Here is a 14,488-nt window from a genome sequence, read left to right as displayed (position 1 = left end):
CTGTAGCGCTCATACGACGTCTAGCTCAGGTAAATATCGTTGCTGACATCTCTCGGATAGCGCCGATTGCGAGACCTGCTGCACTACAACGATTAGCTGCGATCGTCTCGGTAGCAGAACTATCCGCGCTATGAAGGCTGGAGTTGCTACTCCAGATAGCCTGGATAGTTGCGCTTCCCTTCCTGCTACCAAAGTAGATCCCGTCGATGCTATCGGAGCTAGCTTAGATATTTCAGCAGGTCAGGGGGTTGTCACCACGACGATGCGCGAGGCACCGTCACGCGAAACGCATCCCTCGACCAGATCGCATCTACCTGGGCGCGGCGGAACCCAGCGAAACGGAGCAGGCCGGCTTCGAGTCTTCACAGCTCGACATGCCGCCCGAGCGGATCTGGCCCCGCATCAACCAAGCACCATTTTCGGCTAGCCGCACTACGCTAGCTAGCCTAGCGTACCTATCTCGGTGCGGGAGAAGTGCTACTTCCGCTGGGGCGTTAGCGCAACGGTCACTTAACCGCTAGCTACGCCTTCACTCCTAGCAGCCGTAGGTGAGCGAGCAATCAACTCTCGCATAGCGAGTCGAGATAGCTGGAATAGTGTTACTTTGCTACCTAGTTTCTCTAGCACCGATAGATAGCCCGACTAGCATCGCACCGTGGGGTTACGTCGCCTTCTCAACGAGCGCACATTCGCTGGGCAGCGCGTCGCAGGAAAACATTCCCCAGGACGTGTGAATCGGGTGTGCTCACAGCTGACGGTTCATCGCCGTAATCGGTGGGCGAGTTGTTCGGCGTTGAGTTGCCGAATCGCGTCGTCGACGGCGTGGCGGTCGGTGAGGTCGACGCCTCGCTCGGAAAGCGCTGCGACCAACTGTTTTCCGGGGCCCCACGCAGTTTCATCGCCGAACGCGTCATGGAGCTCCGAGTAAAAAGGTGTCGACAGCATCAACGACGAGACTGATCCACTGGCGGTCGATCCACTGTTGGGTCAACGCGAAGGTCAGCCATCGGCGCAACACGAATGGCAGTGCGTTGCGTTGGTCGGCGTCGAGGACTGCTTTGCGGGAAAGCAAACCTGTAAGCAGGAGCATCACCTCGCCCGGGCTCCAGCACAGCGGTCCGGCGCCGATGTAGCCTTCGCCGTAGTCCAGGAACAGCTCGGCCAGCGACCGGCTCACCTCGTCGTCGCTTCCGATGTCGGGGGTGAGGAAGTCCTCGACCAGTTGGCTGCGCCTTTGCTCGGGAAGTCCGGCTTGAAGCGGTAGGCGGGTCGGGGATGGTGACCGGGTGCGGTAAACGTGGTCTGAGTGTGTCGAGGACAGTCACCGAGGTCGGATTCCGGCTTGAACGGGAAAAGCACCAAACTTCGTGAGCTGTGTGCCGATCCGAACGCGACGACGATCGTGCTGGGCATCGGAACGGTTGGCCAGGTTCAGGTTCGGTTTAGGGAGGCGGTGTTGTCGGTGCCCTGTCGTACCCTGCTGATGTTTCAACGACGGCAAGGTGGCTGATGATCTGTGAGGGAGATTACCGACGTGATGACATCGCAGTGGGCCCGCCGGTACGCGCAGCGCAGTGCCCGTCGCCGTGTTGCCGCTGCCGATACCGCCGCGACGGACCGCCCATCGACGGCCACTGCGGTACTCGCGGACCGGACTGCCGACATCGCTGCACCGGATCCGTCTCGGACGGTGATCCGGGCGTTCGTGTACGTCCTCGACCCCACCCCGGTACAGGTCGAGGCGTTACGGTCGCATTGCGGGGCGCAGCGCTTCGCCTACAACTGGGCGCTGTCGCAGGTCAAGGCGAACCTCGACCAACGCGCTGCGGAATGGTCCTACGATGTTCCCGAGGCGGAGCTGACCCCGCCGATGTCGTGGTCCGCGTACAGCCTGCGCAAACTCTGGAACACCGTCAAGAACGCCGTCGCCGTCAACCCCGAGTCCGGGCAGCCGTGGTGGCCGGAGAACTCGAAAGAGGCATACAGTTCCGGGATCGCGAACTGCGCTGTCGCCCTGTCGAACTGGTCCGATGCCCGGTCCGGGAAACGCAAAGGCGCCACCGGATTCCCCCGCTTCAAAAGCAAACGGGCGGCGCTATCCTGCCGGTTCACGACGGGCAGTTTCGGGCTGGTCACCGACGGCGGGGACCGCCGTCATGTGCAGTTGCCGCGGATCGGGGCGATCCGAACGTGCGAATCGACCCGCAAACTGGCCCGCAAGACGATCGCCGGGTCGGCGCGGATCCGGTCGGCGACCCTGTCGTATCGACGCGGCTGGTGGCAGGTGTCGTTCTCCGTCGAAATCACTCTCCCCGCCAGAGCACTCCCCGCCGTCGCCGCTGGTCCTCGGTCGGTCGTGGGGGTGGATGTGGGCATCAAGCACCTCGCGGTCCTCTCGACCGGCGAGAAGATCGACAATCCGAAACACGCACGGAAGCAGGCGAAAAAACTTCGCCGGCTCGGGCGCCGCGCATCGCGGCGGGTCGGCCCGGATTCTCGCACCGGTCAACAACCCTCCCGGCGCTGGCTGCGCACCCAGGAACAGATCCGGGCGGTGCACACCCGCATCGCAGACAGTCGACGCGATCACCTGCACAAACTCACCACCCGACTGGTGCGGGACTTCGACACCGTCGTCGTCGAAGACCTCAACATCGCAGGGATGACCCGTTCCGGTGGCGCCTACAAACGGGGGTTAAACCGCGCCCTGCATGATGCGGCGCTCGCCGAGATCCGGCGACAACTGACCTACAAGACCGATTGGACCGGCACCGGACTGCATGTGGCAGACCGGTGGTATCCGTCGAGTAAGACCTGCTCGAACTGTCAGGTAGCGAAAATCAAACTGCCTTTGAATGTTCGGGTGTTCCTCTGCGATGCGTGCGGTTACCGCGCGGATCGTGATCACAACGCCGCCCTCAACCTCGCCGCCCTCGCGGCTGGTGAGGGTGGTGCGTCTTCGGCGAGTTGCGGACGAGACGTAAAAGAAGCCCGACAGAAACCAACCATAAGACCCGCCACTCGGCGGGCAGACGGTATCGCTGCGGGAACACCACCGAGTGGTGAACGTGGCCGGGGCAACCCGGCCACTCAGGCCGAGTGCACTACACAACACTCAGCGTGAACGGTCCGTCGTAGTCAATGAACAGGGGCGGTCGGAGTCCACGCCTCGACGGTGTGCCAGGCCGGCAGGGGGTTGGGTCTCGGCCAAGATGTGGAGGGTGTCGGTCAGCATGGAGGTGTCGGCCGCAGGTGCCACCCGCGCGAGCGCGTCGATCGCGGCAGTGAGTGCGGAGACGGTGTCGTGCATGCTCTGTCGGTGACCTGCATACACAGTTGATGCTCGGGCTCGCGTTCGGTCACCGCTGTCGACCACGCTTCGCCGAGCCAGCCGCTGGCCCAGGTCTCGGCGGTGAGCACATCGTCGATTTCGAGGAGTTGCCGGGCGTCGCGCAGCAGAAGATCGGCGGGGTGGAGTTGCCGGGGAGCACGGCGAACGGGTCGGCTTTTTGCCGCCCCTGCGGCGGCCTCGGCTCTTGGGCATATTCGCAGTCCACCACAGACACCAAGGTGCCATCACGACGCGCCGTCCGGTGAGATTCCGGCGACGTCCGTATCTGCCGTCACGTGACAGAAATCGTAGGTAGCCGGGGTATCAACGCTCACCTAACTACTCGGGGCCGCTCAAGACTCCTAGCAATGCTAGCTCGCATTGCTAGCAACGTCAGGTTGGGTTACGTAGTTTTCGGACAGCCAAGAGGGTTGGACCGCACCGCACTGGAGCGGTCCAACTTCGACAGCCAGGCACACGAAGGCCTTCTTGGAACTGCTGTTGGACAGGTGGTGCGTCACCGGAGCAGAGTCTGCCGATGATCGGGAATCATGTTGTGGCCCGGGTGGTGACGTTCTTGCGGGCCGGACCGCGAACCTCAACTGCGGTGTCCACGACTGCGCGTGCTTCATCGGATAGCGCGAGAATCGCGTGATCTCTAGCTTGGACCGTGGCCTCGTCGTAGGCGTGGACGACGACATTGTCGTCGGCCCACACAGTGGAGTGGTCGCATGCTCTGATGAATGCGTGATTGTGAGCTACAACCCTGCACCGGTCGAAGGCAGTAACTGTCGCGTGGGTGTAGGCCCAGACATGAACTTGCCCTGTGACTTCCACGGTCGTTGCGTCGGTGGCGACGATGTGCGCGGTCGCGGGTAGTGGTGAGTCGAGATGAATCCGTGCTTGCGATCCAGCGGTAAATCGTAGGGTCCACTCGTCGCCGGCCGATGCGAATGTTTTGTCGTCGAGTTCGATTAGCTGACCTGCAGTGTCAACTACGACTGTTTTGGCGCCGTTGCGGAGGCGTTCGCGGATCGAGTCTGCGTTGCGGCTGATGTGGGGAGGCGCCTGGACTCGGCTGACGTAGACCCGTGGGTGGCGGTGGGTCGATCGGGACGCGGTGTTCTTCTTACCCACGAGCGCACTCCGTTCTGTGCGAGTCGGCCACGATGATTCTCGCAGTATATGGCCGAGACTCTTTGATAAGTGGTACCTCGGTCGGCGCGGTGGTGATCGTCCGCGGTCGGTCCGACCAGCGTTGCCGTATGTGCAGGGTGCGCCAAGGATCGATGGGCATGGTCAGGCCGCCTGCTTTTGGGGTGCCAAGCTAGCGCGGATCTGTTCCATGAGAGCTTTCCGGTGCTCAGGCGAGGCCGCTGCGCGACGGGCACGTTCGCGTTCGGCGTCACGCTCAGCGCGGCGCTGTGCGCTGTGCGCAGCCTCTGCGGCGCGTCGCTCGCTCGGGGAGGGGCCCGACCAGTCGATTCTGGACAAACGCCAGGTCAGATATCCGATCGGCGAGCGAACCGTGTTCGGCCAGAGCTCACCTCGCGCGACGGTGTCAGCTGTCAAAGCTTGGGCGATATCCCGTCCTGTCCAGCGGGTGGTGTCGATTCCTGCGCGTTCGATGACGTCGCACACGGCTCCGATGTGGCCACTGGGTGCGATAACTGGAGCTGCGGCGACCAGCGTCGAGGCGGCTCGTTGCAGATTTATTGGGCGTGGGTTCGTCTGATTCGGGGATGAGGGTTGATTCTCGCGCGCGCATGCGCGTTTGGTGATTACTTCTTTACAAGAGATCCCCTTCGGGGAAAAACCACTCAAAGATAGGGGGTCACGGTCGGGGGCTTGGGGATTGGCATTCGAACCCGGCGTAGTGGTGTGGCGAACCAGCTTCGCCGCGCGGTGTGTCCTGCCCGGGGAGCTGCCGCGCTTCTTCAGCTTTGGGGGAGCGGGAGTGGCCGCGACGAGGTCAGGTGGGGAGGATAGAGCCCACACGCTGGCAGCGCGGTGCTGGCGCCCACCGTGGTGGACTTCTGCGGCTTGGAATTCACGCGTAGTCAGGGTGCGGCCCCGCACCAGCTCGAAGCCGAGGTGTAGTGCTTTCAGCACACGGCGACCTCGTTTGACCACCGATTCAGACACACCGGCTCGGGCGGCGAGGTTCTGGACTGTGGCAGTAACGCGGCGCCCAGTTTTCGAGTCGGCTGACGACGCGTGCGCGCCAGCGATGGCGACCATACTTTCGACGCCGATCCTGTGTCGGGCGGCTGCGGCGCGGCCGGCGGTGGTCTTGGTGACTGCGTACCGGACCTGTCGCATCCATCCGTCGCGGCTTGTCCAGATCGGGATGCTTGCTTCTTGGCCGGTGCTGACGGGCAGCGTCCAGGATTTCCCGCGCTGATCGGTGTCCGTGTTGAGTCGTCGCAGCTCGTCAATCCACGGGGTCTGAAGTGGTTGCGTTGCTGGTTGCGTGGTTTGGGAAATCGGCGAGTTGTGTGATTTAGCCCACGACACGCCGAGATCGGAATGTTGAACCGTTGAGAGGTATTCAGGGTATGCGCTACCCTGAGACGTACCTACCACAGGTAAGTCCCTTCGGGGAATGCAGTACCGAGTCGAAGAGGCTGCTAACTTCTTCTACTCACCTCAGGGAATGACCGTCCTGCCAGACGATCGCCCTAGACGGGGAGGACCTGCCAGTCCTCCCATCGGGATTCATTGGATAAACCCACCCCCGCCGGGGGTCCCTTTGGCTTGTACCGCCGCTCTTGAATTAGCTATCGAGTTAGTTCCGATCCGCTATTCCTTAGGCACACCGCCCTCCTCAGTTAGAAGGGCCGATGCGCGCATAAGCAGCACCGGAAGTCGCAGCTCAGAACCCGCAGATTCCGTCGCGTAATGGGCGCCCTGGTAAGCCAACACAGGGGTAGTGGCGTCGCAGTGTTCTTGCGCGTGAGGGAGCGCCGTAGCCGGCATGTGGTCTCGTTGAGACAGACACGTTACGGAGTGGAAGTACGCAGGCAGGCCAGATTTACGGCCATGCGTTATCATCGAGTAAGCACCGCCTCTTCCTTCCGAGGTAGTGGTGGTCAGGGAGCTGGCAAGGTCCCGAAATTTCATAACCGGACAACCCCCGATGCCGCCAAGCCCTGGGGGTTGTTCGCTGTCTAGGTGTCGTTCATGCGCCCATCGCCAACTGCTCGATCTGGTGCAGCGATCCCGCAGCTTCGATTTCGAGTAGCCGAAGCTGTTCCGGTCGCAGTTTCTCGCTGATGTAATCCGGGATGTCCAGTCCGTGCGTGATGGCGAGGATAAGCACGGAATAGTCGCCAGCAGGGATGCCGAGTTCGGCTGCCCGACTCTCGTAAACCTTGTGGTGTCTGAGGGGTGCGCGAGTAGCGATCTGACCGCGGGGCCCCTTGTTGTGCTGTGCCATGAGGAAACCCTAGATCGAACCTGTAACCGATACGGGTAACCGGCGCTCTTCGGTGTGTCGCGTGTGACTGAAGTGGTCATCGAAGGGGACTGCCTTTCGTGAACGATTCGGCGTATTAGGACTGAACGGACTTGGCCGTGGGTTTCAGCGACACCGCTTCCAGTGAGGGCGCGACAAGATCGGGTGATCGGGACCGATTTGCCCTGTTCTGAAGCGCGCTGAATCTGTACTGCTACGCGGGATGTCGGCGGAGAAGTAGACGGGCGAGCGAAGCGACCTCACGGATCTGCTCAACGGAAGCCGTTTCAGGGTTCGTCACGACCAAGTCGATGACATCGGTGAGCTTCTCTCGGGCGCCCACACTCAGGGTCGGCGCCTCAGCCGAGATGACCAGAGGACATTCGGCGAGAAGTTGCTCGGATCTCCGGATTGAGCTGTCGCTGGCCGGTAGTTCGAGGGCATTCTTTGCGGGCGCGCCCAACAGGCGGAAACCAGTGAGGGCTCTCATGCCGCCCCGTTCCCGAAGTGCGCGGGCTGCCGCGCCGGAGCCGGAGTGGGGGCCGGGATTGGGGCAGGGGGCTTCTGCTTCTTCTTCGTCCTCCCTCGGGCAACTGCGAACGCATCGACCCCAGCGGCTTCGATCTCGCGGCCGGTGACGGTGAACAGCCGTCCGGCCATGATCTGCTCGCGAACTTTCACACCAGTAGCGAGCCTGTCCTCCAGTTGCGTCTCGCACTGCGCGAGCAGCGGGCACACCGAGCAGGCCGCCATCGCACGCTTCCACGCCGCGGCTGTTGTTCCGGTGACGGTCCAACCGGAACCCTTACCCGCGCACAGCCCCTGACCTGTGTGGGGCTGGGTCACGGGCGCCTTGCCGCGGGTCTCGAGTTCGGCGGCGATCCGCCGCGACGTCGGGCATAGACGCACCTGACTGGCGTAGACGAACCCGCACCGCCGGCACCGGCCCTCGCCGGTGTGTTCGCGCGCCATCGCGCGGAGTCGACCGGTCGTGTAGTGGCCCAGAGACCGGTCCTGGGACCGGAGGGCGCCCGTGGACAGTTCGCGCAGAGCGCCAGCGGCGGGCGGGCATAGTGGGCGGGCCGGGGTGTAGACGAATCCGCAGGCTGTGCAGGACGTGTGGTCGTGGTTAGGACGATGCTTGGCCAGGATCTCGCGGAGAGGGCCGTTGGTCACGCGATCGTGCCCGTCGACCTTCTCCCTACCAGCATGAGAACTTGCAGTCGCTAGGCGTAGAGCACCAGCGCCATCTAACGTGTTCATTTGCAGGCTCCGATCTGCATTCGAGGCCGCGGGCCGCTAACCCGCTGGTCTCATGGCTTGTCCGACTGCGCTAACAGTCGACTTGCTGTTCTGACGGTCCCCTAGCTGCGCTAACAGCTGGGGGACCGTTCACGTTTGACGAGAACTTCCCATCACCTCCGAATCTATACCTACTGATTTATAGGTACCGTTATGTGCGCATCGTAACGAGGGGATTGCACAGTGTCTAGTGATGACGACTATTCTGGTAAGGCTCAGTCTGTGAGCCGTCGAGTTATGCGCGGATTCCAGCCTGATCAACTGGAGAAAGCCCGCCGATCTGCTGGTGTATCGCAGCGCGAACTCGCGCGCGTGGCGCGACTCAATGCCGACACGATTCGGCGATGGGAGCTTGGCGACTCGTCGCCGCAGGTTGATTTGCTCGCCCGTGTCACCGCGGCGATTGGGGTACCCATTTCCGACCTCGTCAAGGTTCCGGAGGGTGACCGCTACCCTGGCGACTGGCGGATTCTGCGAGGGCTCACCCAGCCACAGCTCGGCGCCGCTGCCGGCGTCACCACCCAAATCGTTGGAAGTGTCGAACGAGGCGAGATTTCGCTGTCTGACAACGTGGCAAGGAAGCTCTCTGCAGCGCTTCAAATCCCTGAAAGCGAACTGCGGGCGAGCTACGAGCGGGTACGAACCCGCCCCGCTGGCACTCCCGCGTAGCCCTCGGGCGCCGCAGATGCGAAGGGAACGGTTCCAGTCGTACTGGACGTGGGTGTTGGCGACCGCGGTGGTGCAGTAAGCAAAATAGGTGTTCATTCGACCTTCTCGCGAGCATGACGAAAAGCCCCTTCGAGGAGGGGCTTTCTGCGTGCTGCGCGGGCAACGCGAAAAGGTCGCGCCGCAACCTCGGGTGAGGTGCGCTGACGTCGGCCGACCGGGCACGTGCCGGAGGGGGGGGCATCGCGCAGTCAGTCCGCTTGGCGAACTCTATGTCGAACCAACGTCGGAGGAGATATTACATAGCTTCCTCGGATTGGTGATCGCGCCACGCCGTGAGGATGTAGTTGCGATGCCAGGTGGCTTGGGCGACAGCGAGAGCCAAGAGACTTCCGGGTGCGACGAAGACACGCCAGTTGACCCAGGTGTCCGTGGACATGGTGTACGCGACGACGATATTGACGGCGCCGACCGCGACCAGTGCCACGAACCAACTCCAGCTCAGGAAGCGCCAGACAGCGTCCGGTGCGCTCACCCATCGTCCGATGATGACACGCACCGGATCACGCTTCGCGACCATCAACGACGTCAGGAAAGCGCCGGCGATTAGCCAGTACACCCCTGTGGGACGCCACTTTATGAAGGTCTCGTTGTGGAACAACAGAGTCGAACCGCCGAGGACGAGCACAAGGCATAGGCCGATCCACTGCAGTTTGTCGACCCGTTGGCGCCGGGCCAGCGTCACGCTGATCTCGCCGACGACGCCGGCCATGACCACGACCGTCGCCGCGAAGATTCCGGCGGTCTTGTAGGTAGCCATGAACGCAACAACCAACGCGGCGTTGTAAAACACTCTCCACACGAGCTCAGTCCTCCGAAAGATTGTCTCCGTCAGGAGGGTTCGTCAGGGATGGTTTCGATCTCGGGGGAGATCACCGCGACACCGATCGAGTCGCTGACGAGGGGATCGAGAAGGAAGCCCCGGAATTCGGCCTTCAGCCAGCCGCCACCGCCCCGTCGTGCCCGCACCGTGCCGGAGACCGGCCCCTTACGCACCTGCTGGACCCACTCGATGATCTTCGGCCAGTCTTCCTCATGGAGCGCGAAGGTCTGTCCGGTGCTCACGCCGTGTCCGAGACCGGGAACGTGCTCGGTCACCCACTTCAGCCAGTACGGGTACTGGTACGACAGATCCCCGACCGCGATGTACATCCCCGATGTCGATGCCAACATCGTCGACAACCACGCGTCGAGCATCGATTCGTGGACAAGAGCTTCGTCGGTGCCCGCATCCCAGCAGATCCCGCGCACACGTCTACCCGCCGGGCCCTCCACACACCGCTCGGCGTAGCGCAGCTCCCGGGTGACGTCGGTCTCAGCCCGGATGGTGAACGTGCCGTCGAACCTGTCCTTTACCTGGCAGTCTCGGATTTGGCGCACATGCCGCAACGTGTCGGACAGGCGGGCCGAACGGGTGTAGAGATCCGCAGGACCGAAAACCGATCGATCCTGATGCCGGGCGGACATCCCGATGAGCTCGATAGCTCCGGGGTCCAACTGCAGTTGCGGCGGGGGCGGGTTGTCCTCCGAGCTCAGAACCCACTCCCAGGCCCCGACATTGGGGCGATCCGGCGGGTTCTTCTTCGGGTCACCGGTCCAGACCTGAACTGCTACGACCACGCTCTTGTCGGGAGTCAAGATGGGGTGGGCTGCCCCGACCGGGCCCAGGGCGTCGGCGACCTTGCCCTCGAACGTCTCGATCTTGAGCTCGCGATCGGCGATGCACTTACGGATCAATCCCAGGACAGCGGTGCGGGCAGGTTCGCGAAAGACATTGCCGATCTTTCGCCAGTCGCGGTGTTTGGGGCCTTCAGCGACGACATGGTGCTCGTCGCCGGTGCCGACGAACACAGTCATCCATTCGCGGATCGGGTGGGTGGGTTCGGCGGGGGCGCGCACGAGGGCATCAGCTGTCATCGGTTTATCCGTTTCTCCCGTACTGGCTTTCGGCTGGTCAGGTCAGGTTTACTGGCATCTCAGTGGGGCCGTGAGTGCGCCACGTATGTCGCCGGTCGAGTGTTTCCCATGGCTTCACCAGGGACAGGCCCGGGTGGCGTTGGAACAGGCGGCGAGTAGCAGTGGCGAGCTGCATCACGGCGAGATCGGCGCCGAGACAGTAATGAGGTCCGCGGCCGAAGGCCAGGTCCGGGCGCTCGCCGCGGGCGGGGTCGTTGGTCGCCGCGCGCAGGGAGAGATACAGAGGACTGCCGGCGGGGATGCGAATGCCGCCGACGGTGATGTCGTCAATCGGGAATCGCCGTATCGCGTAGGACCCGGGCGCGGCGTCGAGGACAAGCTGCGTCACCCGGGCGCGCCAGAGCTGGTCGTCGGCGATTTCGACGAGTAGTTGGTCTCGATCGAGTCCGGCGAGAATGCCGATGGCGTTGGCGATCTGGTAGACGGAGTTCTCGAATCCGGCGAGAAACGTCAGGAACGCCAGGGAGATGAGTTCCTCTTCGGTCAGCCGGTCTTCGGCGTCGCGGGCGGTGATCCAATCAGTGATGACGTCGTCGCCGGGCGATTTCCGTTTGGCCGCGATCACACGCATGAGTACGAGAACGATCGTGGTCATGGCCGGGATGCGAGGGTCGTCCGCGGTGGGTTCGCCAGGATTCATTGCCATCACGGTCGCCGCGGCGGTACGGAACTCGTCGGCGTCCGTATCGGTCACGCCGAGCATCTCGGCGATGATGTCAGCAGGCAGGGGAGAGGCGTAGGCGGGAAAGAGGTCGACAACACCGGTTTCGTTCGGGTCGAGATCGTTCAGGAGTCCGTCGACACGGGCTGTCACCATCTGCCTCACCGCTCCGATTCGTCGCCGTGAGAACGCGGGCGCTGCCAGAGCGCGGACGCGCCGGTGATCATCGGGGACCATATTGAGCAGGTTGCGGGCCAGTGCCGGTGGTAGGGGAAGACCCGGGCTGCCTGATGGGCCGCCGGGCCGGACATTGACGATTCCGGGGTCAGCTAGCAGTCGAGAGACGTCGTCGTACCGGGTGATGATCCAGACGCGCAGTCCGTCGGCGTCGGTGGCCTCGACAACTGGGCCGACGGCGCGAAGGTGCGCATGCAAGCGATCGGCCTCCGCGACACTCAGGCCGGGCGCAAACGGATCGAGCACCAGGTTCCCTTCTGTGATGTGGCAAATACCTCAGGACGAAGATACCGGCTGACCGGGATTCTGCATCGCTCCGGCGGCTAGGGTGCGCTACGTGAGTGCTCAGGTCGACACCGTACTGGATGAAAACGTGCACAAGGCGGATGCCGCCGACCGTCGGGGGTGGAGGAGATCCGCAGCGGTCTGCACTCTCCTCGCGCTCGGCTCGTGCCTGCTCGCCGTCGCTGTCTTGGTTCCCACCTACGGTGCCGCCAGGTTGAAGGTCATCCCGCTCGATGTGCAATCGGCGACGGTGTCGGTTGCGGAGGACGCGGCGGTGCTCAAGGCCACCTCGGTGGCTATGAAGGGTCCGCTGACGACCGACCGGGGTGTCCCGCTGCGGATTCAGGTGTACGTGACGACAGAGGATCCAGTTTCGGCCGATTCGACAACTCTGCAGGCGGCGCAGAAGACGGTCCGGACCGACTGGGGCGAGGGGTTGGGCCTGGTCTCGGCAATGGTCGATCGCGTCACGATCGACCGACGATCGGGCATGCCGCTCGCCGAGCCCGTCCCGACCACTCAAGCCGAGCAGGGCAAGCCCCCGACGGAGACGCCTCGCGAGGGAATTCAGTACAAGTTTCCGTTCGACGTCGAGAAGGTCAGCTACCCGTACTACGACGGGACGGCACGGGAGACGCATCCGATCGAGTACGTAGACGACGATCGCGTGGTCGACGGCATGCGGCTGTATCACTTTCAGCAGACGATCGGCCCCGTGAACCTTGGGAAATCGATCGGCAGTGTCGCGACGACGACCTTGCCCGCTGAAAAGTGGGGGCTACCTGGTGCGGAGCCGATAACGATGGATCTGCATTACTCCACGACGCGCAATGTGTGGGTCGAGCCTGCTTCTGGTGCGATCGTTGCTGTGGAGGAGCAGCCGAGGCGATGGCTGGCGCGGTCGGTTGACGACCCGAATGCTGTGACCACGCTGGAAGCGCACACCCACTTCGACGACGAAACGATCAACGGCCTTGCCCAACAAGCGAAGGACGCCCGTACCGCGATCCTGTGGGGAACTCGCTATGGGCCGGCTCTCGGTGCCGTGGTCGGCATCGTGTTGGTGGGGACTGCAATCATCCTCGCGCGCCGCTGGTCACGAATGAATCCCAAAACTTCTGTCTAGCAGGTGAAGAAACAATCACCGGATTCCGAGAAGAGACCTGGCCCGGCACCCACCCCCGTTCACGACAAACGGCGGACAGGACGCCGGGCCAGGCCTCTTCATCTACTCCTCGCGACTGCGTCAGCAGCGGTGAACTGGAGAGAGATCAATGCCGTTGACTGGCGCAAACGACACGTCCCCATTCGTTGTTCTTGTTACTGCGAACCGCGCAGTTCGGCGTACGCGGCCTGGGCCTTGGGTAGGGCGGCGGCGTACTCGGTGGCGGCGGTCTCGCCCTTTTTGTAGAAATGCTCCTTCTCGTTGTAGCCGCGGGGGTCTGCGAGCTGGACGGCCAGGGCGTAGGCAGCCGGGTCGTCGGCGCTGACCGTGACGGTGGCGGCGTTGTCCATGAATGTGTTGGTGGCGGCGACGACTATCTCAGCGGAGTCGGCCGGAAGGTTGTACGCGAGCCGCCAGCCGAAGATGTCCCGGATGTCCGTTGCAGGCGGGGACATCCGCAGTCCGGATTGCCAGCCCGTCTCGGCTTCGCTGGAAACGAGAGCAGCGATCGCCTGTTCTCGTGTGCCGCCGCGTTCCTCCACTGTCTCGACGATCGCCCTCGATGAGTTGAGCAGCCGGTTGGCGATGAACCCGTCGGTGCCGAACACAGACACCGTCGTGGTCGCTATCGGTGCGCTGGTGGGGGCGGTGGTGGTCGACTCATCTCTGCTGCACGCGGTTAGGCCGACGGCGAGAACAGCGCTGATCAGTGCTGCGGCAACGGTTTTGCGGGTCACGGGCCCTCCGGGTCAGTAGCGTATGTCGTCGATGAGCCAATGGCCGCCCTCGCGGACGACCCGGACCCACACGGTGGTGTCGGGTTCGACCGTATCGGTGTTGCTGCCGGCGATCGCGGTCTGCTTGATGGTGGCCACGCGCTGGACGACGGTGTCGGTGTCCTCGGGGCAGCCGGAGCATCCGATACTGACGTCTGCAATGACCTTGGCGTGCTGCTGCGCCCACTCGTCCCACTGCACACCTGGCCCGCGCTCGGTGCGGGCGTCGATGATCATGCGGTCGGCGAGCTTGCCGGTCAGCCAGTTTCGGGCCCGCCTGTATGCGTCGTTCTGGTTGGTGTCGGTGGCCGGGTACCAGGTGAACGCCACGGTCAGGCCCTGTTGGGCGGCCCCTTCAGCGTCGCGGGAGGCAGTCGGCGGCTCGGTCGTATTGACATCGGCTGGCGGCGCGGCCGACGTGGTCGTGGGCGCGCGGGCGGTCGTCGACGCCGCCACGCTCGCCGAGTCCTCGCCATCGTTGGTTCGGGAGGGGTACATGTACGCCAGGAATCCGATGACAGCGACTACCAGAACCACGACGACGAGCCTTCGTGCCCTCACATCATCCTCT

General features: G+C 63.3%; 12 protein-coding genes. 3 read left to right on the top strand and 9 right to left on the bottom strand.

The window, feature by feature from the left end:
• Window positions 1–910: 910 nt before the first annotated feature.
• Window positions 911–1,177 carry a hypothetical protein gene (locus ACLIVD_RS41455; protein WP_491933578.1) on the bottom strand — a complete coding sequence of 89 codons (267 nt, stop codon included), beginning with the start codon at window positions 1,175–1,177 and terminating at the stop codon, window positions 911–913.
• A gap of 360 nt (window positions 1,178–1,537) precedes the next feature.
• Here ACLIVD_RS41455 and tnpB point away from each other — a divergent pair, with 360 nt between their 5' ends.
• Window positions 1,538–3,124, top strand: coding sequence for an IS607 family element RNA-guided endonuclease TnpB (tnpB, locus tag ACLIVD_RS41450; RefSeq protein ID WP_491933831.1), 1,587 nt, complete (start codon window positions 1,538–1,540; stop codon window positions 3,122–3,124).
• A gap of 756 nt (window positions 3,125–3,880) precedes the next feature.
• Here the strand turns inward: tnpB and ACLIVD_RS41445 are convergent.
• From ACLIVD_RS41445 to ACLIVD_RS41435, 3 genes are all read right to left on the bottom strand, one after another.
• Entirely contained in the window at window positions 3,881–4,468 is a 588-nt protein-coding gene (locus ACLIVD_RS41445) for a hypothetical protein (RefSeq protein WP_491933577.1), read from the bottom strand.
• A 2,044-nt stretch (window positions 4,469–6,512) separates the two neighbouring features.
• Window positions 6,513–6,770, bottom strand: a complete 258-nt coding sequence (locus tag ACLIVD_RS41440) for a hypothetical protein (RefSeq protein WP_491933576.1) — start codon at window positions 6,768–6,770, stop codon at window positions 6,513–6,515.
• A 504-nt stretch (window positions 6,771–7,274) separates the two neighbouring features.
• The gene (locus ACLIVD_RS41435) at window positions 7,275–7,964 is read right to left on the bottom strand and encodes a hypothetical protein (RefSeq protein WP_491933575.1); all 690 of its coding nucleotides are present in this window, start codon (window positions 7,962–7,964) and stop codon (window positions 7,275–7,277) included.
• A gap of 363 nt (window positions 7,965–8,327) precedes the next feature.
• Between ACLIVD_RS41435 and ACLIVD_RS41430 the strand changes: the two genes are divergently transcribed.
• Window positions 8,328–8,759 (top strand): helix-turn-helix domain-containing protein, encoded by a 432-nt coding sequence (locus ACLIVD_RS41430; protein ID WP_491933830.1) that lies wholly within the window; start codon window positions 8,328–8,330, stop codon window positions 8,757–8,759.
• Between the two features lie 295 nt (window positions 8,760–9,054).
• Here ACLIVD_RS41430 and ACLIVD_RS41425 read toward each other — a convergent pair whose 3' ends face one another.
• Genes ACLIVD_RS41425 through ACLIVD_RS41415 form a run of 3 tightly spaced genes read right to left on the bottom strand, consistent with a single transcriptional unit; the run spans window position 9,055 to window position 11,937 of the window.
• A complete protein-coding gene (locus tag ACLIVD_RS41425) occupies window positions 9,055–9,609 on the bottom strand; it encodes an inner membrane-spanning protein YciB (RefSeq protein WP_491933574.1) in 555 nt (184 codons plus the stop codon).
• Between the two features lie 38 nt (window positions 9,610–9,647).
• Window positions 9,648–10,733 (bottom strand): GAF domain-containing protein, encoded by a 1,086-nt coding sequence (locus ACLIVD_RS41420; protein WP_491933573.1) that lies wholly within the window; start codon window positions 10,731–10,733, stop codon window positions 9,648–9,650.
• Between the two features lie 37 nt (window positions 10,734–10,770).
• The gene (locus tag ACLIVD_RS41415) at window positions 10,771–11,937 is read right to left on the bottom strand and encodes a cytochrome P450 family protein (RefSeq protein ID WP_491933572.1); all 1,167 of its coding nucleotides are present in this window, start codon (window positions 11,935–11,937) and stop codon (window positions 10,771–10,773) included.
• Window positions 11,938–12,028: 91 nt separating this feature from the next.
• Between ACLIVD_RS41415 and pgfA the strand changes: the two genes are divergently transcribed.
• Window positions 12,029–13,102, top strand: coding sequence for a cell envelope lipid trafficking protein PgfA (pgfA, locus tag ACLIVD_RS41410; RefSeq protein WP_491933571.1), 1,074 nt, complete (start codon window positions 12,029–12,031; stop codon window positions 13,100–13,102).
• A gap of 194 nt (window positions 13,103–13,296) precedes the next feature.
• Here the strand turns inward: pgfA and ACLIVD_RS41405 are convergent, their stop codons facing one another.
• Both ACLIVD_RS41405 and ACLIVD_RS41400 read right to left on the bottom strand, forming a co-directional pair.
• Window positions 13,297–13,878 (bottom strand): hypothetical protein, encoded by a 582-nt coding sequence (locus ACLIVD_RS41405; RefSeq protein ID WP_491933570.1) that lies wholly within the window; start codon window positions 13,876–13,878, stop codon window positions 13,297–13,299.
• Between the two features lie 12 nt (window positions 13,879–13,890).
• On the bottom strand, window positions 13,891–14,478 hold the full coding sequence (locus ACLIVD_RS41400; protein ID WP_491933569.1) for a hypothetical protein: 588 nt from the start codon (window positions 14,476–14,478) through the stop codon (window positions 13,891–13,893).
• Window positions 14,479–14,488: the final 10 nt, after the last annotated feature.

Source organism: Rhodococcus sp. G6(2025) (genome assembly GCF_058628105.1).
Note: the sequence above shows the minus strand (reverse complement) of the source record. Positions and strands in the feature narration are given on the sequence as shown.

Coding starts and splice junctions, on each gene's coding strand:
- tnpB (WP_491933831.1), top strand. CDS start 1,538: ATGACATCGCAGTGGGCCCGCCGGTACGCGCAGCGCAGTGCCCGTCGC.
- ACLIVD_RS41440 (WP_491933576.1), bottom strand. CDS start 6,770: ATGGCACAGCACAACAAGGGGCCCCGCGGTCAGATCGCTACTCGCGCA.
- ACLIVD_RS41430 (WP_491933830.1), top strand. CDS start 8,328: ATGCGCGGATTCCAGCCTGATCAACTGGAGAAAGCCCGCCGATCTGCT.
- ACLIVD_RS41420 (WP_491933573.1), bottom strand. CDS start 10,733: ATGACAGCTGATGCCCTCGTGCGCGCCCCCGCCGAACCCACCCACCCG.